This is a genomic window from Paraburkholderia nodosa DSM 21604 (genome assembly GCF_000519185.1).
Taxonomy (GTDB): domain Bacteria; phylum Pseudomonadota; class Gammaproteobacteria; order Burkholderiales; family Burkholderiaceae; genus Paraburkholderia; species Paraburkholderia nodosa.
In genome coordinates, this window is record NZ_JAFA01000001.1 from 233,494 (window position 1) to 251,086 (window position 17,593).

The 17,593-nt window shown below is 66.0% G+C and carries 17 protein-coding genes; 12 read left to right on the top strand and 5 right to left on the bottom strand.

Features of this window, described 5'->3' with window-relative positions; genetic code table 11:
• Positions 1 to 7 precede the first annotated feature (7 nt).
• Positions 8 to 565 carry a barstar family protein gene (locus tag A3CW_RS0101105; protein WP_028201914.1) on the top strand — a complete coding sequence of 186 codons (558 nt, stop codon included), beginning with the start codon at positions 8 to 10 and terminating at the stop codon, positions 563 to 565.
• 99 nt (positions 566 to 664) lie between these two features.
• Here the strand turns inward: A3CW_RS0101105 and A3CW_RS0101110 are convergent, their stop codons facing one another.
• From A3CW_RS0101110 to speE, 3 genes are all read right to left on the bottom strand, one after another.
• Positions 665 to 1,405: a 16S rRNA (uracil(1498)-N(3))-methyltransferase gene (locus tag A3CW_RS0101110; RefSeq protein ID WP_028201915.1), complete on the bottom strand. Its 741-nt coding sequence runs from the start codon at positions 1,403 to 1,405 to the stop codon at positions 665 to 667.
• Between the two features lie 19 nt (positions 1,406 to 1,424).
• A complete protein-coding gene (locus A3CW_RS0101115) occupies positions 1,425 to 1,838 on the bottom strand; it encodes a VOC family protein (protein WP_028201916.1) in 414 nt (137 codons plus the stop codon).
• Positions 1,839 to 1,941: 103 nt separating this feature from the next.
• Positions 1,942 to 2,805 (bottom strand): polyamine aminopropyltransferase, encoded by an 864-nt coding sequence (gene speE / locus A3CW_RS0101120; RefSeq protein WP_028201917.1) that lies wholly within the window; start codon positions 2,803 to 2,805, stop codon positions 1,942 to 1,944.
• Positions 2,806 to 3,172: 367 nt separating this feature from the next.
• On the opposite strand from speE, the gene tkt reads away from it, so the two are divergent.
• Together tkt and gap are read left to right on the top strand one after the other, a co-directional pair.
• Complete coding sequence (gene tkt, locus A3CW_RS0101125; RefSeq protein WP_051481086.1) at positions 3,173 to 5,215, top strand: transketolase; 2,043 nt, start codon at positions 3,173 to 3,175, stop codon at positions 5,213 to 5,215.
• 137 nt (positions 5,216 to 5,352) lie between these two features.
• A complete protein-coding gene (gene gap, locus A3CW_RS0101130) occupies positions 5,353 to 6,363 on the top strand; it encodes a type I glyceraldehyde-3-phosphate dehydrogenase (protein ID WP_028201919.1) in 1,011 nt (336 codons plus the stop codon).
• A gap of 53 nt (positions 6,364 to 6,416) precedes the next feature.
• On the opposite strand, the gene A3CW_RS44795 is transcribed toward gap, so the two are convergent.
• Positions 6,417 to 7,142: a FadR/GntR family transcriptional regulator gene (locus tag A3CW_RS44795; RefSeq protein WP_051481087.1), complete on the bottom strand. Its 726-nt coding sequence runs from the start codon at positions 7,140 to 7,142 to the stop codon at positions 6,417 to 6,419.
• 264 nt (positions 7,143 to 7,406) lie between these two features.
• On the opposite strand from A3CW_RS44795, the gene A3CW_RS0101140 reads away from it, so the two are divergent.
• The 3 genes from A3CW_RS0101140 to A3CW_RS0101150 all read left to right on the top strand — a co-directional run bounded on the left by A3CW_RS0101140 (position 7,407) and on the right by A3CW_RS0101150 (position 10,362).
• The gene (locus A3CW_RS0101140) at positions 7,407 to 8,750 is read left to right on the top strand and encodes a C4-dicarboxylate transporter DctA (RefSeq protein ID WP_028201920.1); all 1,344 of its coding nucleotides are present in this window, start codon (positions 7,407 to 7,409) and stop codon (positions 8,748 to 8,750) included.
• Between the two features lie 66 nt (positions 8,751 to 8,816).
• Positions 8,817 to 9,836 (top strand): allantoicase, encoded by a 1,020-nt coding sequence (gene alc / locus A3CW_RS0101145; RefSeq protein ID WP_028201921.1) that lies wholly within the window; start codon positions 8,817 to 8,819, stop codon positions 9,834 to 9,836.
• A gap of 13 nt (positions 9,837 to 9,849) precedes the next feature.
• Positions 9,850 to 10,362, top strand: coding sequence for an ureidoglycolate lyase (locus A3CW_RS0101150; RefSeq protein ID WP_028201922.1), 513 nt, complete (start codon positions 9,850 to 9,852; stop codon positions 10,360 to 10,362).
• Between the two features lie 101 nt (positions 10,363 to 10,463).
• On the opposite strand, the gene fur is transcribed toward A3CW_RS0101150, so the two are convergent.
• Positions 10,464 to 10,892 carry a ferric iron uptake transcriptional regulator gene (gene fur, locus A3CW_RS0101155; protein WP_028201923.1) on the bottom strand — a complete coding sequence of 143 codons (429 nt, stop codon included), beginning with the start codon at positions 10,890 to 10,892 and terminating at the stop codon, positions 10,464 to 10,466.
• Between the two features lie 136 nt (positions 10,893 to 11,028).
• Here fur and A3CW_RS0101160 point away from each other — a divergent pair, with 136 nt between their 5' ends.
• The 6 genes from A3CW_RS0101160 (at position 11,029) to A3CW_RS0101185 (ending at position 17,567) form a co-directional block, all read left to right on the top strand.
• Positions 11,029 to 11,967 carry an outer membrane protein assembly factor BamE gene (locus A3CW_RS0101160; RefSeq protein WP_028201924.1) on the top strand — a complete coding sequence of 313 codons (939 nt, stop codon included), beginning with the start codon at positions 11,029 to 11,031 and terminating at the stop codon, positions 11,965 to 11,967.
• A gap of 173 nt (positions 11,968 to 12,140) precedes the next feature.
• Positions 12,141 to 12,938, top strand: coding sequence for a 4-hydroxy-tetrahydrodipicolinate reductase (gene dapB, locus A3CW_RS0101165; protein WP_028201925.1), 798 nt, complete (start codon positions 12,141 to 12,143; stop codon positions 12,936 to 12,938).
• Positions 12,939 to 12,991: 53 nt separating this feature from the next.
• Positions 12,992 to 13,720 carry a MotA/TolQ/ExbB proton channel family protein gene (locus tag A3CW_RS0101170; RefSeq protein WP_028201926.1) on the top strand — a complete coding sequence of 243 codons (729 nt, stop codon included), beginning with the start codon at positions 12,992 to 12,994 and terminating at the stop codon, positions 13,718 to 13,720.
• Positions 13,721 to 13,732: 12 nt separating this feature from the next.
• Complete coding sequence (locus A3CW_RS0101175; RefSeq protein ID WP_028201927.1) at positions 13,733 to 14,164, top strand: ExbD/TolR family protein; 432 nt, start codon at positions 13,733 to 13,735, stop codon at positions 14,162 to 14,164.
• 143 nt (positions 14,165 to 14,307) lie between these two features.
• On the top strand, positions 14,308 to 16,902 hold the full coding sequence (gene leuS, locus A3CW_RS0101180) for a leucine--tRNA ligase (protein WP_028201928.1): 2,595 nt from the start codon (positions 14,308 to 14,310) through the stop codon (positions 16,900 to 16,902).
• 101 nt (positions 16,903 to 17,003) lie between these two features.
• On the top strand, positions 17,004 to 17,567 hold the full coding sequence (locus A3CW_RS0101185; RefSeq protein WP_028201929.1) for an LPS-assembly lipoprotein LptE: 564 nt from the start codon (positions 17,004 to 17,006) through the stop codon (positions 17,565 to 17,567).
• The last annotated feature ends 26 nt before the right edge of the window (positions 17,568 to 17,593 follow it).

Sequence of the window (17,593 nt, forward strand, 5' to 3'; positions counted from 1 at the left end):
CACCGGGATGAGCGGCATGAGCGATAACGTTTACGCGCACGACCCCCGGGTCGCGAGCGATCTGTTCGCGTCCGGGGAGGGCAACCTGTTCCAGCGCGTCATGCAGTTGAAGCAAGACAGCGAGGCGCGCCAGGATGAGGCGGGGCTTTCATCGAACGAGGGGGCCATGAGCCTGTTTTCGACCGTGCAGCCGAATATTGTCCAGTCGATCCGGGCGTTTCGCATTCAGGATCTCTCGGACGAAGCCCAGCGGCTGCAGGAGCATTTCCTCTATGCGTTCTGTGCGAATGCGCAAACCAAGCAGGAAGTGCTCGAGACCATTGCCACGTCGTTTCTGTTTCCGAAGCATTTCGGCAAGAACTACGACGGCTTGTACGACTGCCTGACCGATCTGGTGCAGAAGGCCGGCGAGCAGCCGGGTTTCGTGATCGTGCTGGAAGGGCTGCCGATTGCCCAGAAGTTCGACAAGGACGGGCGGGAGACGCTGCTCGACGTATTTCGCGAGGCTTCGGAATACTGGGCCGAGCGCAAGGTGCCGTTCCGCGTTTTTTATTCGTTCGCCTGACCTTCGGCTCACGTTCCGTCGCGCGCATGCGACAGAAAATGACAAAGCCCGCCTTCCGGCGGGCTTTGTCATTTTTACCCGCCGCTCGATCCGCTCCTCTTACCAGCCACCCCAGCGCGCGGCGAGCGCAGCGAGCACGGCGATGCCCGCCGTTTCGGTGCGCAGCACGCGCGACCCGAGCCCGACGGCGATGAAGCCGTGGCCGAGCGCCGCCTCCTCTTCCTGCTCCGAGAATCCCCCCTCAGGCCCAATCAGCACCGTCACTTCACCCGAAGGCGGCTCGACCGGCAAGCTCGAGAACGCGACGTCGGCGCGCGGTGAGAGCAGCAGGCGCAGTTCGCCGTCGCCGGGGTGCTCGGGCAGGGAGCCGAGCCACGCGGCGATGTCACGCGTGGGCGCGACGTCGGGCAGGCGGTTGCGGCCGCATTGTTCGCACGAGGCCTGCACGATGCGCTGCCAGTGCGCCTGGCGGCGCACGGCGCGCTCGCCTGAAAGCCGCACGACGCTGCGCGAGGCGGTGAGCGGCACGAAGTTCGTCGCGCCCAGTTCGACGGCCTTTTCGATCAGCCAGTCCATCTTGTCGTTGCCGGCAACGCCCTGGGCGAGCGTGACACGGTAAGGCGGCTCGGCTTCGAATTCGCGGTAAGGGCCAACGCGCACCTGCGTGTCGCGGCGCTCCATGCCAAGAATCTCGGCGCTGTACTCGCCGCCAAGACCGTTGAACAGCACGATGGTGTCGCCGGGCCGCAGGCGCAGCACCTGGACATGGCGCGTGACTTCGTCGGGAAGGGTGACAACCGCGTCGGATTGCAGGGCGCTGCCGACGAAAAAGCGGGGCATAGAACTATTTCTCATTGAATCAGGACAAGTGCCGAGCAAGCGCCCACCGGTAACCGTCGAGGTCTTCGACCTGCGCGAAACGGTCCCCCCAGAACTGGTCCTGTGGCTCGCTCAGCGATTTCGCGCCGGCTTCGAGCGCCCGCGCATAAACCGCGTCGACATCGTCGACATACAGATAAAAAGATTGCGGTGCGACGGTCTGTGCGCTTTGGGGCGTGCGCGCGGTCGAACCGAATGCGCCCTCCGGCGCAAACATGACGATCAGCTGATCGTGGTACGTCATTTCCACGTGCATGATCGCGCCGTCGTCCTCCACGCTGTCGCGTACCGCAAAACCGAGCGCTGCCCGATAGAAGTCCATCGACGCGCGTGCGTCGCGCACCGTCAGATACGGGGTCAGCCACGGCACGCCGGCGGGGCGGGGTGCGGTCATCGAGTCTCTCCAGATTCGCGGTTCGGATGAAGCGCCGTGCCGCTCCGGGCGAAGGCGCGCATGAAAAAGCGCTTGGGACCGGCCGTTTTCCACGGGCAGGACCCTAAAGCTGCAGGACTTCGCCTAGTTTATCGCGGGCTGTGCACGAACTTTTTAAGAGCGCCGCGTGCAGTCGCGGGTCGTAGTAGCGCAGGCCCTCGAGCTGCCGCCCGGCTGCGCGCGCCCGCAACGTGCTCTCGTCGATGCCGGCGGGGTCGAGCGCGTCGCTCGCGATCGCCATGAGCCAGAGTGATCCGTAGAGCGGCACGTAGGCGGCAAGCGGTCGCACGACGGCGAAGGCCGAGCGCAGTCCGCCGAGCAGCGCGCCCACGCGCTGCGCATGATGGAACGGCGAGCCCAGATGGAGCGAGACGAGTGCGTCGGCGCTCATCACGCGCTTGAGCGCGGCATAGAACGCCGGCGTGTAGAGCCCGGCAGCCGGTGAATCCGGCGGGGTCAGATCGAATACGACAAGGTCGAAACGTTCCTGCGCGGAGGCGACAAACGCGGCCGCGTCGCCGATCACGAGTTCCACGCGCGGATCCTCGAAGGCGTTGCCGCGGACTTGGGGCAGATAGTCGCCCGTCAGGCGCACCACGTCCGGGTCCAGTTCGGCCACGACGATGCGCTCGATGTCCGGGTGGCGCAACAACTGGCGCGCCGCGCCGCCGTCGCCGCCGCCCAGCACGAGCGCCGCGCGCGGCGCGGGATGCGTGAGCGCGGCCGGGTGCGTCATGCACTCGTGATAGATGAACTCGTCGCCGGCGGAGGTCATCGGGCGGCCGTCCAGCGTGAACAGGCAGCCCAGTTGCGGCGTGTCCCAGACCTCGATGCGCTGCCACGGCGTATCGGCCGCGGCGAGGCGGCGCGCGCCAGGAAAGCCGTAGAGCACGTCTGCCACAGGATGGAAGAGGAGGGAGTCGGTCACGGAGGTCGAGAGGCGCTGCCGGTGCGCCGGAGCGCGCGAGAATCGCCCAGAAATAGGGCCAACAGAGACATTATAGGGGGTGTGAACCGTACCTCGAACGCGGCAAAGGCCAACGCGAGGGTGACGGCGCGTACGGCGCATACCCCTCGCCCTATGGCCAGGGTTCATCCCCACGATCTGCTAGAATATTCCGCTTTGCAGCCCTCTCCGTTTGCTCCGGCCGTTTCGCGTCTCCTGGCGCCGCATGTGCGCCTGAGCGGGCGATTTGCCGAGCTTCCGGACTCCCGCGCTGCTGTGTGCGCCCGCCGTTTGCGCTGTTCGCGACCTGCGCCGCCCACGCCGCTTTTTGCACACTTCCGGACTCGACATGACGACCTCGTCCTCCGCCTCCCCCGCTACCACCCAATTGATGGCCAACGCCATTCGTGCGCTGTCCATGGACGCCGTTCAGCAAGCGAACTCCGGTCACCCCGGCATGCCCATGGGCATGGCCGAGATCGCCGTTGCGCTCTGGTCGCGCCATCTGCGCCATAACCCGACGAACCCGCTCTGGAGCGACCGCGATCGCTTCGTGCTGTCGAACGGCCACGGCTCGATGCTGCTGTACTCGCTGCTGCACCTCACGGGCTATGACCTGCCGATGGCGGAACTGAAGAACTTCCGTCAACTGCACTCGAAGACGCCGGGTCACCCCGAGTTCGGCATCACGCCGGGTGTCGAGACGACCACGGGCCCGCTCGGCCAGGGTCTGGCGAACTCGGTCGGCATGGCGCTGGCCGAAGCGCTGCTCGCAGCGGAGTTCAACAAGGCCGACGCGAAGATCGTCGATCACCACACGTATGTGTTCCTCGGCGACGGCTGCCTGATGGAAGGCATCTCGCACGAAGCCTGCTCGCTCGCCGGCACGCTCAAGCTGAACAAGCTGATCGCGCTGTACGACGACAACGGCATCTCGATCGACGGCGACGTGGTCAACTGGTTCCACGACAACACGCCGGAGCGCTTCGAAGCCTATGGCTGGAACGTGATCCCGCACGTGGACGGCCATGACGTGGACGCGGTCGACGCGGCTATCCAGAAGGCCAAGGCCTCGGACAAGCCCACGCTGATCTGCTGCAAGACCATCATCGGCAAGGGCGCGCCCACCAAGCAGGGCGGCCACGACGTGCACGGCGCGGCGCTCGGCGCGGAAGAAATTGCCAAGTGGCGCGAAGCCGCGGGCTGGAAGTGGGAGCCGTTCACGCTGCCGCAAGAAGTCTACGCAGACTGGGACGCGAAGGACGCCGGTGCGAAGTTCGAAGCCGCATGGAACGAGCAGTTCGCCGCGTACAAGTCGAAGTACCCGAGCGAAGCCGCCGAGTTCGAGCGCCGCATGGCCCACGAGCTGCCCGCCGACTGGGCTCAGAAGGCCGCCGCGATCGTCACCGGCGCGGATTCGCGCAAGGAAACGGTCGCCACGCGCAAGGCTTCGCAGCAGGCCATCGAAGGCCTCGCCGCGGCACTGCCCGAACTGCTCGGCGGCTCGGCCGACCTGACCGGCTCGAACCTCACCAACTGGAAGGCTTCGAAGCCGGTGCGCGCCGCCAAGGCCGGCGAGACCGGCATCCAGTGGGGCAACCACATCAACTACGGCGTGCGCGAGTTCGGCATGAGCGCGGCGCTCAACGGCCTTAACCTGCACGGCGGCTACAAGGCGTTCGGCGGCACGTTCCTCACGTTCTCGGACTACAGCCGCAACGCGCTGCGCGTGGCCGCGCTGATGAAGTGCCCGTCGATCTTCGTGTTCACGCACGACTCGATCGGCCTCGGCGAAGACGGCCCGACGCACCAGTCGATCGAACAGGTCGCAAGCCTGCGCCTGATCCCGAACATGACGCTCTGGCGTCCGGCCGACACCGTGGAAACCGCGGTGGCCTGGACCGAGTCGATTTCGCATCACGGTCCGTCGAGCCTCATTTTCAGCCGCCAGAACCTGCAGTTCAACGAGCGCACGGACGCCCAGATCGCGAACATCGCCAAGGGCGGTTACGTGCTCAAGGACTGGAACGACGACATCCCGAGCCGCAAGATCATCCTGATCGCCACGGGCTCTGAAGTCGAACTGGCGATGAAGGCCGTCGAAGCGCTGCAGCGCGAAGGCATCGGCGCCCGCGTGGTGTCCATGCCGTCGACCAACGTGTTCGACAGGCAGGACGCCGAATACCGCGAGCGCGTACTGCCCAAGGGCGTGCGCCGCGTCGCGATCGAAGCCGGTGTGACCGACTTCTGGCGCAAGTACGTGGGCCTCGAAGGCGCCGTGGTCGGCATCGACACGTTCGGCGAATCGGCCCCGGCTGGCGTGCTGTTCAAGCACTTCGGCTTCACGGTCGATCATGTCGTCGCGACGGCCAAGGCCGCGCTCGACAACTAAGCATGCGTAACGGGCCCGCCTGATCGGCAAGATCTGGCGGGCCCGCTGCCTTGAGCGCTCCACCAGGCCGCCCCAGCCAGGCGTCGACGCCAGCGCAGCACTGGTTTCAGAATTTTTCAGCCCTTAGGAGATAAACCATGACGATTCGCGTCGCTATCAATGGCTATGGCCGCATCGGCCGTAACACGCTTCGCGCCTTCTACGAGAACGGCAAGAAGCACGACATCCAGATCGTTGCGATCAACGACCTGGGTGACGCGAAGACCAACGCGCATCTGACGCAATACGACACGGCACACGGCAAGTTCCCCGGTGAAGTGACGGTGGACGGCGACTACCTCGTCGTGAACGGCGACAAGATCCGCGTGCTGGCCAACCGCAACCCGGCCGAACTGCCGTGGGGCGAGCTGGGCGTCGACGTCGTGATGGAGTGCACGGGCTTCTTCACGACCAAGGAAAAGGCGAGCGCGCACCTGAAGGGCGGCGCAAAGAAGGTGATCATCTCGGCGCCGGGCGGTAAGGACGTCGACGCGACCATCGTCTACGGCGTGAACCACAACGTGCTGAAGGCCGAACACACGGTCATCTCGAACGCATCGTGCACGACCAACTGCCTGGCACCGCTCGTCAAGCCGCTGAACGACAAGATCGGCCTCGAAACCGGCCTGATGACGACGATCCACGCGTACACGAACGACCAGGTTCTGACCGACGTGTACCACGAAGACCTGCGCCGCGCGCGCTCGGCCACGCACAGCCAGATCCCGACGAAGACGGGCGCGGCTTCGGCTGTCGGCCTCGTGCTGCCGGAACTGAACGGCAAGCTGGACGGCTACGCGATCCGCGTCCCGACCATCAACGTGTCGATCGTCGACCTGTCGTTCATCGCCAAGCGCGACACGACGGTCGAAGAAGTCAACGCCATCATGAAGGAAGCTTCGGAAGGCGCGCTCAAGGGCATCCTGGGCTACAACGACGCACCGCTGGTGTCGATCGACTTCAACCACAACCCGGCATCGTCGACCTTCGACGCCACGCTCACGAAGGTCTCGGGCCGTCTCGTGAAGGTGTCGAGCTGGTACGACAACGAGTGGGGCTTCTCGAACCGCATGCTGGACACGGCTGTGGCTTTCGCGAACGCGAAGTAAGCACGCTCTGCGCTGCTTGAAAAAACCGCCCATCGGGCGGTTTTTTTTCGTCCTTATTTTTCGATGGCGCTTGGGGAGGCGGCGGCGAATGCGGGCGGCGTAGGGAAGTACACGCCCGCGCGCTGTGCCGCGTTGGCGATGTGCGCCTCGATCGCCTCGCCGGCCGCCGCCGAGTCGCGCGCCTTCAGCGCCACCACGATCAGGCCGTGCTCGCGATGCGTGGAGAGCACGCGCTCGCGCCGGTAGAACGGCATGCGCTGGCTCTCTTTCATGATGTCGGCGCTGCTGCGCAGGATCGATTCGATCGCCGCATTGCCCGCGAGATTCACGATACGCATGTGGAACTCGAAGTCGAGCTGCGCGGCTTCGTCGAGTTCTTCGCAGGCGAGGGCCTCGTGCAGCGCCTCGGTGTTCGCTTCGAGCCACGCGACGTCGGCGTCGCCGATGGCGAGCGCCGCCATGCGCGCGGCGAAGCCTTCTAGCGCGTAGCGCATCTGGTAGGTGTCGGGCAGCGACGACTGATCGGCGAAACGCCATGGGTGAGCGGTCGTGGCCTGCGCGCTCGTCACGTACACACCCTTGCCCGCGCGGATCGAGAGCATGCCGAGCGCTTCGAGCGTCGAGAGCGCTTCGCGCAGCGACGCGCGGCTGATCGCCAGTTCCTCGGAAAGCTGCCGCTGCGCGGGCAGCAGGCTGCCGACCGGATACAGGCCGCCCTCGATCCGTTCGCGGATCGTGGCGACGGCGGCGTCGGTGACGGTGTGTGGAACGTTCTTCATCGGATGGCGCGGGCGGCATTCGCGTGGTCTGACCGGTATTGTAGCCCCGTCCGGCGCACACCCATGGTGCATCGCGTCAACGCCCGCGCGCCGCGGGATAAGGCGTCGCGCTCAGGCCCGCAAACTGGTCAGACCGCGCAAGGGTAAACACCGCGCTTCCCAACCTTGACTCCGGTATATCGGCTTCCTACTATCCGCCATAACAGTGCTGGTCAGACCAGTCAGAACAGTTGCTTGCTCCCCCCTGCTCAGTAGGAGACAGTCGTGACGAAGTTCTTCAATTCGCTGTTTGGCCGCGTAGTGATCGCCCTCGTACTGGGCATCGTGGTAGGCGCGGTGTTTCCCCATTTCGCCCAGTCGCTGCGCCCGCTCGGCGACGGCTTTCTCAAGCTCATCAAGATGGTGATCGGGCCTATCGTGTTCTGCGTGGTCGTGAGCGGCATGGCGCACGCGGGCGACCTGAAGAAGGTGGGCCGCGTCGGCCTGAAGTCGGTGGTGTACTTCGAGGCCATGACGACCGTCGCGCTCGTGATCGGCGCCGTGCTCGCATACGTCACGCGACCGGGCGCCGGCATGAACGTCGATCTGCACTCGCTCGACGCCGCCTCGCTCGCGGCCTACACCGAGCACGCCAAGAGCCTGAAGGACACCGCGGGCTTCCTGCTGAAGATCATTCCCGACACCGCCTTCGATGCCTTCGCGAAGGGCGACATCCTGCAGATCCTCGTGTTCTCGGTGTTGTTCGGCAGCGCGCTCTCGCTGCTCGGCCCGAAGGCGCAGCGCGTGAACAGCCTGATCGACGAACTCGCGCAGGTGTTCTTCCGGGTGATGGGCTTCATCATCAAGCTTGCGCCGCTCGGCGTGCTCGGCGCGATCGCGTTCACGACCGGTACGTACGGCGTCGCTTCGCTCAAGCAGCTCGGGCTGCTCGTGATCGTGTTCTACGCCAGTTGCATCGTGTTCGTCGCGGTGGTGCTCGGCATCGTCATGCGGCTGGCGGGCTTCAACGTGTTCAAGCTGATCCGCTACCTGCGCGAAGAACTCTCGATCGTGCTCGGCACCGCTTCCTCCGACGCCGTGTTGCCGCAGATCATGCGCAAGCTCGAATGGATGGGTGTGAAGGATTCCACGGTGGGTCTCGTGATCCCGACGGGCTACTCGTTCAACCTCGACGGCTTCTCGATCTACCTCACGCTCGCGGTGATCTTCATCGCGCAGGCGACCAACACGCCGCTGTCGATGCACGATCTCATCGTGGTCGTGCTGGTGTCGCTCATCACCTCGAAGGGCGCGCACGGCATTCCCGGCTCGGCGATCGTGATCCTCGCCGCCACGCTTTCCGCCATTCCTGCGATTCCCGTGCTCGGCCTCGTGCTGATCCTGCCGGTGGACTGGTTCGTCGGCATCGCCCGCGCGCTCACCAACCTGATCGGCAACTGCGTCGCGACGGTGGTGGTCGCGGTGTGGGAGCACGACATCGACAAGGCGCGCGCCAGGCGCGTGCTGAACCTCGACGAAGGCTTTCTTTACGTGCCGGCAGGCGACTCCGATGCAGACACGGCGCATGGCGAAGAGGGTGCGCTCGGCGGCAAGCACGCGCACGCCTGATCTTTCACACCGCATCTGCTGACATTTCCTTCGATCAACTGAGCAACCCCAGCGAACGACACCATCATGGCCATTCCGACTCTCGACCCCAACGCCCCCGCCTTCACGCGCCGCTACATGAACCTCGCCGATCCGCGTCTGGGCGCCCGCGCGCTCCACGCGAGCGACGAGTTCTTCGCGCCGAAGGAGCGCATGCTCGATCCGCAGCCCGCGGTCTTCATCCCCGGCAAGTACGACGACCACGGCAAGTGGATGGACGGCTGGGAAACGCGCCGCAAGCGCACGACGGGCCACGACTTCTGCATCGTGCGCCTCGCGCGCCCGGGCGTGATTTACGGCCTGGACCTCGACACGAGCCACTTCACGGGCAACTTCCCGCCGGCGGCTTCGATCGAGGCGTGCTACGCGCAGTTGGGCGACGACGCAACGCCCGGTGACAACGCCGACTGGCAGACCATCGTCCCGGCGACGACCTTGCAGGGCAACCAGCACCACTACGTCGAAGTGAGCGATACGCGCGCGTTCACGCATTTGCGCGTGAATCTCTATCCCGACGGGGGCCTCGCGCGTCTGCGCGTGTACGGTCAGCCCCGGCGCGACTGGAGCACGGTGGAGCGCGGCAGCCTCGTCGATCTCGCGGCGATCGAAAACGGCGCGTATCTCGTCGCGGCCAACAACCAGCACTTCGGGCTCGCTGCCACGATCCTCATGCCGGGCCGCGGCGTGAACATGGGCGACGGCTGGGAGACGCGCCGCCGCCGCGAACCTGGCAACGACTGGGCGATCGTGGCGCTCGCGCGGCCCGGCATCATCCACAAGATCGAAGTCGACACGGCGCACTTCAAGGGCAACTACCCGGACCGCTGCTCGCTGCAGGCGGCGAGCGTGACGGGTGGCACCGACGATTCGCTCGTCACCCAGGCGATGTTCTGGCCGGAACTGCTCGGCGAGCAGAAGCTCGAAATGGACAAGCAGCACGTGTTCGAGAGCGGAATCGCGGCGCTCGGCCTGGTCACCCACGTGCGTTTCAACATTTTCCCGGACGGCGGCGTCTCGCGCCTGCGCCTGTGGGGCGAACCGGTCTGAGCGAGGAGCCGCGATGCAGATCCTGCACATGGAACCCTTGACGCGCAAGGCGTTCGCGCCGTTCGGCGACGTCATCGAACTCGAAGGCGCGCGCCATTTTCCGATCAACGGCGGCACGACCGAGCGCTTTCACGATCTCGCCGCCATCGACGTGAACGAGGCGGGCGGGCGGCCCATCGTCAGCGTGTTTCGTGCCCAGCCGCGTGCGTGGCCCGTCGAGATCGCGATGATGGAGCGGCATCCGCTAGGCAGCCAGGCGTTCGTGCCGCTCGGCGACGCGGGCTACGCGGTGGTGGTCGCGCCCGCGGGCGAGTTCGATCCGGCCGGGCTGCGGGCGTTCTGGGCCGGGTGCGGGCAGGGCGTCAACTACGCCAAAGGCGTCTGGCATCACCCGTTGCTCGCGTTCGGGCGCGTGAGCGACTTCGTGGTGATCGACCGCGGCGGCACGCAGCCGAACTGCGACGAGATCGCGCTCGCGCGGCCCTGGCGGCTCGCGCAAGCCGACCCGGCGCTCGTGCCCGCCTGAAGTCCGGCCAGTGTTTCGCGAAGACTGGCTCACCCAAGCGAAAACGCCACGGCAGATCTGCCGTGGCGTTTCCTTTTCTGCAGCCTGCAAGCCGCAAGCGGTCAGTGCTTGCGGTGCGGGCAGTTTTCCTTCGTACAGGCACCGTACAGGGCGAGGGCGTGCTCCTGGAGCTTGAAGCCGCGCTCCGTGGCGATCATCTGCTGGCGCTTTTCGATTTCGGGGTCGAAGAATTCTTCAACGACGCCGCAGTCGAGGCACACGAGGTGGTCGTGGTGGCTACCCTCGTTCAGCTCGAACACCGCCTTGCCCGATTCGAAGTTGCTGCGCGTGAGCAACCCGGCCTGCTCGAACTGCGTGAGGACCCGGTAGACCGTGGCGAGGCCGATGTCGAGCTCCTCGTTCAGCAGGTTGCGGTAGACATCTTCGGCGGTCAGATGGCGCACTGGGCTATGCTGAAAAATCTCCAGGATCTTGAGGCGAGGCAGTGTCGCCTTGAGGCCGATGTTCTTGAGATCGGTTGGATTGGTCATGACGATAAGTCCCTGGAGTACAATGCTAGGTTGTTATGTTAATGCGTTTTTGCCGTTCCGGGCATTTTCGCCAGAACTTCGAACGATCTTCTACAGAATACGCGCGGCTTCGCGAAAAGCCCGCACGGTGAGGGAAATGATTCCAGAATTCACAACGATCGGCCGGCGCATGCATGGCGGCCGCCTGGCGTGCACCCTGCTGGCTGCGGCCGCGTTCGCCGCGCTCGCCGGCTGTAAAACGTACGACAGCGTGACGCAGCGCGTCGCCCAGAGCATTACGCCTTACCGCATTACCATCGTGCAAGGCAACTTCGTCTCGGCGGAAGCCGCGGCGCAGATGAAGGTGGGCATGTCGCGCGCCGAGGTCAAGCAGCTGCTCGGCACGCCGCTCCTCACCGACATGTTCCATGCGAACCGCTGGGACTACATCTTCTATTTCAAGCGGGGCTCGACCGCCGTGGTCCAGCAGCGTGACTTTGTCGTGCTGTTCGAAGGCGACCGCGTCGCGAGCTGGTCAGGCGGTGAAGACCTGCCTTCGAACCTGGAACTGCTCGCCGAAATCGACGGCGACCGCTCCGGCAAGAAGCGGGCCGTCGCGGCTGCGCCGGCGTCGGGCGCTTCGGCGCCGGTGGCGGCTGCAGCAGGCGCGCCTGCGCAGGCTTCGAGCGCGACCGGCCCGACGGTTGGCGACACGGCGCGCACGCCGTCGTCCGAACTCGGCACCGCGACCAATGCGCTGCCCCAGGACGCCAACGCGCAGGCGGCCGCCGCCGCGAACCGCGCCACGGAAGCCGTGCAAACCCCGTCGGGCTTCACGCCGTCGGTGCGCGCGGGTAATCCGCAGTCGTCGGCGCTGCCGCAGAACGTCGGCACGATGCCCTCGCAGGTTCAGCTGCATCGTCAGCCGCAGCCGCAAATCCAGGGCGTGCCGCCGACCAACCCGGTTGGCCCGACCGCCGGCGCGCAAGGCACCGGCGACACCAATGCGGCGCCGTCCGGCCCCGCACGGGATTCGTCGCTCGCCGCGCCGCCCACGGTGCCGGCCTCGGGAGCTGCTGCGGCTCCGAGCAACTGATCCGGCTGACCCAGCCGGTAACACAAGCAGGGCGTGGTGCGCGAGGCGCGCCACGCTTCGATCCGGCGGCCGGGGTGTCACTACCACCGGCCGCCGCGTTTTTTGGCTGCGGCGCTGCGTGGCGCCTGGTGGCATCCGGCACCGCGGCCAGCGACACATTGCCAGGAAGACTCATGAACATCGCAATCGCCGGGGCATCGGGCCGCATGGGCCGCATGCTCATCGAAACCGTCCTGAATTCGCCCGACGTCACGCTCTCGGGCGCGCTCGTGCGCAAGGGCTCGGCCGCCGTCGGCCAGGACGCCGGCGCGTTCCTCGGCAAGGACACCGGCGTGCGCATCACTGACGACATCGAGCAGGTCTTCGCGCAGAGCGACTGCCTGATCGACTTCACGCGCCCCGAAGGCACGCTTGTGCACCTCGAGGCCGCGCAGCGCCACGGCGTGAAGATGGTGATCGGCACGACCGGCTTCGACGCCCAGCAAAAGGCGCAGCTCGGCGCGGCCGCGCAGAAGGTCGGCGTCGTGTTTGCGGCCAACATGAGCGTGGGCGTGAACGTCACGCTCAAGCTGCTCGAATACGCGGCGCGCTTTTTCGAGACCGGCTACGACATCGAGATCATCGAGGCGCACCATCGCCATAAGGTCGACGCGCCCTCGGGCACCGCGCTTGCGATGGGCGAGGCCGTGGCGCACGCGCTCGGCCGCAATCTCGACGAATGCGCCGTGTATGGCCGCGAAGGCGTGACGGGCGAGCGCGACCCCTCGACGATCGGGTTTTCGGCGATTCGCGGCGGCGATATCGTCGGCGATCATACGGTGCTGTTCGCGGGTATTGGCGAACGCATCGAGATCACGCACAAGTCCTCGAGCCGCCTTTCCTATGCGCAGGGCAGCGTACGCGCCGCGCGCTTTCTGCAGGACAAGGCCCATGGCCTGTACGATATGCAGGACGTGCTCGGCCTGCGCTGAGCGTTTCCCCTACGGTCCGGCGCCTGCGCCGGACCGACAGTGAGCGAGGTCCGATGGCAGCGAGTTCCGGAGTCATTCACTATCTGCAGACGGGCGACGCGGTGACCCACGCGGTTGCGTGGGTTTTGCTCGCCATGTCGGTCGCGAGCTGGTGTTTCCTCATGATCAAGAGCTGGATCCTCCTGCGCGCGAAGCGCCAGGGGCCGCGCGCCATTGCGCGCTTCTGGCAGGCGCGCACGCTCGCAGATGGCGTTGCCGCCATGCGTCCGGTCGACCGCGAGCGCGTATTCCTGCCGCTGGCGCAGGCGGCGCTCGCCGCCGAGGAAGCCGACGCGCCCGGCATGATGCTCGCGCGCGTGGATCGCGGCGAGCGCGTGCTGCGGGCGCTGCGCGGCGCGCTTCAGGCGTCGCAGCGGCGCCTCGAGTTCGGGCAGGTCCTGCTCGCCTCGGTGGGCAGCACGGCGCCGTTCGTCGGTCTGCTCGGCACCGTCTGGGGCATCTACCACGCGCTCGGCAGCATCGCCGCGAGTGGCCATGCGATGATCGAGAACGTGGCCGGCCCGGTAGGCGAGGCGCTCATCATGACGGCCTTCGGTCTCGTCGTCGCGATTCCGGCGGTGCTCGCCTACAACGTGCTGGGCCGCCTCGTGCGCCAGCTTTGCGACGATCTCGACGGCTTCGCCCACGACCTGCACGCCTATGCCTGCGCGCCCGAAGGCGCGCCGCTGCGCCGCGAAGGTGCGCAGGGCGCGATGCGCGAAGGCGCGCGCGCCGAGTCGTAGGAGGCAACGCCAATGGCATTCGGCGGACTCGAAAAGAAGCGCGATGCGGCACCGATGTCGGAGATCAACATGACGCCGCTCATCGACGTCATGCTCGTGCTGCTCGTCATTTTCATCATCACGGCGCCGCTCTTCACGCACGCGATCCGGCTCGATTTGCCGAAGGTCGCCGCCGAGCCCGCGCAGCAAACGGCGCAGACCGTCACGCTTTCCATCGACGCCGCCGGCAAGCTCTACTGGAACGCCCAGCCCATCACGCTGGACGAACTGCGCGCGCGCTTTACGGCAGCGGGCAAACAGCCCGAGTCGCAGCAGCCCGAGCTGCAGCTGCGCGCCGCGCGCGAGACGCGCTACGACGTGATCGCCCAGGTGATGGGCGCCGCACAGCAGGCCGGTCTCACGCGCCTCGGCTTCGTGACCGAGCCGCCCGCCGGCGCTCACTGAGCGCGCGCCAGTCAACGGTATAATCAACGTTTCCTTTAAAAAACGGGCCCAGCGAAACCGCCGCAATCTGCCGGTATCGTGAACGGCCGGCCCGGTGCATCCGGCACCGAAACCGCCCGTTTCCAGCGTTCACCACCCACACCATGCTCGAAAAATACGTTCCCTCCGACGTCGAATCCGCCGCGCAAGGCGAATGGCGCGCCACCGACGCTTACCGGACGGCCGAGAAGGCCGACAAGCCCAAGTTCTACTGCGTCTCGATGCTGCCGTATCCGTCGGGCAAGCTGCACATGGGCCACGTGCGGAACTACACGATCAACGACGTGATGTACCGTTACCTGCGCATGAACGGCTACAACACGTTGATGCCGATGGGCTGGGACGCGTTCGGCATGCCCGCCGAAAACGCCGCGATGGCCAATAACGTGCCGCCGGCCAAGTGGACGTACGACAACATCGAGTACATGAAGGGCCAGATGCAGTCGATGGGTCTCGCCATCGACTGGTCGCGTGAAATCGCCACCTGCAAGCCCGACTACTACAAGTGGAACCAGTGGTTCTTCCTGAAGATGCTCGAGAAGGGCATCGCCTACAAGAAGACCGGCACGGTGAACTGGGACCCGGTCGATCAGACCGTGCTCGCCAACGAGCAGGTGATCGACGGGCGCGGCTGGCGCTCGGGCGCGCTGGTGGAAAAGCGCGAAATCCCGATGTACTACCTGCGCATCACGCAGTACGCCGATGAACTGCTGAACGACCTCGACGGCCTCGGCTGGCCCGAGCGCGTGAAGATCATGCAGCAGAACTGGATCGGCAAGAGCTTCGGCGTGAACTTCGGCTTTCCGTACGAGCTCGATGGCGAGAAGAAGCTGCTGCGCGTGTTCACCACGCGCGCCGACACGATCATGGGCGTGACCTTTGCGGCGATCGCGGCCGAGCATCCGCTCGCCACGCGTCTCGCGCAAGGCAAGCCGGAGCTGCAGGCGTTCATCGACGAATGCAAGCGCGGCGGCGTGGCGGAAGCCGACGTCGCGACGATGGAAAAGAAGGGCTTGCCCACGGGCTTCACCGTCACGCACCCGCTCACGCACGAGCAGGTGCCGGTGTGGATCGGCAACTACGTGCTGATGAGCTATGGCGAAGGCGCCGTGATGGGCGTGCCGGGCCACGACGAGCGCGATTTCGCGTTCGCGCAGAAGTACAGCCTGCCGATCAAGCAGGTCATCGCCGCAGAAGGCGAGACGTACTCGCTCGACGGCTGGCAGGAATGGTACGGCGACAAGGAACGCGCCGTGTGCGTGAACAGCGGCAGGTACGACGGCCTCGCCTACGCGGCGGCCGTGGATGCCGTCGCGGCCGACCTCAAGGCCCTCGATCTCGGCGACAAGCAGGTCACGTGGCGCCTGCGCGACTGGGGCATTTCGCGCCAGCGCTACTGGGGCACGCCGATCCCGATCATCCACTGCCCGAGTTGCGGCGACGTGCCGGTGCCCGAAAAGGATCTGCCGGTCGTGCTGCCGGAAGACCTCGTGCCGGACGGCACGGGCAACCCGCTCGCGAAGTCGGAAGCCTTCCTGAACTGCAAGTGCCCGACGTGCGGCGCCGACGCGAAGCGCGAAACCGACACGATGGACACCTTCGTCGACTCGTCGTGGTACTTCTACCGCTACGCCGCGCCGGATGCGGTGAACATGGTCGACGAGCGCACCGACTACTGGATGCCGATGGACCAGTACATCGGCGGTATCGAGCACGCCATTCTTCACCTCTTGTACTCGCGCTTCTGGGCGAAGGTCTCGCGCGACCTCGGCCTCGTGAAGTTCGGCGAGCCGGCCAAAAACCTGCTCACGCAGGGCATGGTGCTCAACGAAACGTTCTATCGCGAAGACGCTGCAGGCAAGAAGACCTGGTACAACCCGGCCGACGTCACCGTCACGCACGACGACAAGGGCCGCCCGATTGGCGCGACGCTCAACAGCGACGGCCAGAACGTGGTGCTGGGCGGCGTGGAGAAGATGTCGAAGTCGAAGAACAACGGCGTCGACCCGCAGGTGCTGATCGACCTGTACGGCGCGGACACCGCGCGTCTGTTCACGATGTTCGCGGCGCCCCCCGAGCAGCAGCTCGAATGGTCGGGTGCCGGTGTGGAAGGCGCGAGCCGATTCCTGCGCCGCGTGTGGGCCTTTGGCCACGCGAACGCCGAAGCGATCCAGTCGCGCGCCTCGTTCGACGCGGCGGCGCTCACGGACGTCGAAAAGGCGCTGCGCCGCGAAGTCTATAGCGTGCTCAAGCAGGCCGACTTCGACTATCAGCGCCTGCAGTACAACACCGTCGTTTCGGCGGCGATGAAGATGCTCAACGCCATCGACGGCGCCAAGGGTGCCGGTGCGCGCGTGCAGCGCGAAACGTTCGGCGTGCTGCTGCGCGTGCTGTACCCGGTCGTGCCGCACATCGCGTTCGAACTCTGGAAGGCGCTCGGCTACGGCGACGAATACGGCACGCTGCTCGACGCACCGTGGCCGAAGGTCGACGAAAAGGCGCTGGAGCAGGCCGAGATCGAACTCGTGCTGCAGGTGAACGGCAAGGTGCGCGGCGCCGTGACGGTGGCCAAGGACGCACCGAAGGATGCGATCGAGGCGGCCGCACTCGCGCACGAGATGTTCGTCAAGTTCGCGGAAGGCCGTGCACCGAAGAAGATCATCGTTGTGCCGGGCCGCCTCGTGAACGTCGTGGTCTAACGAGGCAAACCCAGGCCATGTTGAGCGGCTTAGTGCGCGAAGCACCGCGCGGCACCGCTCAGCCGACACCGGCGACTCTGTCGCGAACCCAGGGAGTCCATGTGATTCGCAGATCGTTTCTCAGGTTGTTCCCGCTCGTGGCGGGCAGCGCGCTGGCCCTCTCGGCGTGCGGCTTCCAGCTGCGCGGCGAGGAGAACTTCGCCTTCAAGCGCCTCGCCGTCGTCGGCGCGCCGCCGCCGCTCGCCGGGCGCCTCTCGCGTATGGTCGAAGGCGGCAGCGATTCGGTGGTGGTCGACTCGGTGGCCAATGCCGACGCCGTGCTGCGCGTTTCCGAAGGGCGTGGCTTCAGCACGCTCACGCTCAATTCGCTCGGCGCGGTCGTGGAATATCAGGTCAACTACTCGCTGAACTATGTGCTAATGAAACCGGACGGCACCGTGCTGATCCAGCCGAGCGTGATTTCGCTGAACCGCGCGATGACCTACAGCGATCAGTTCGCGACCGCCAAGACTCAGGAAGCCGATCTGCTATTCACCGACATGCAGAACGACGCTGTCGACCAGCTCATGCGGCGCCTTGCCGTGCTGAAATCGATCAGCCCGACGCCCGATCAGGTCGTGCCGGGTGTCGCGCCGCGCGCACCGCTGCCGCCGCCGCCGCTGTGATGCGCGCGGTTTCCCTCTACTGAGCG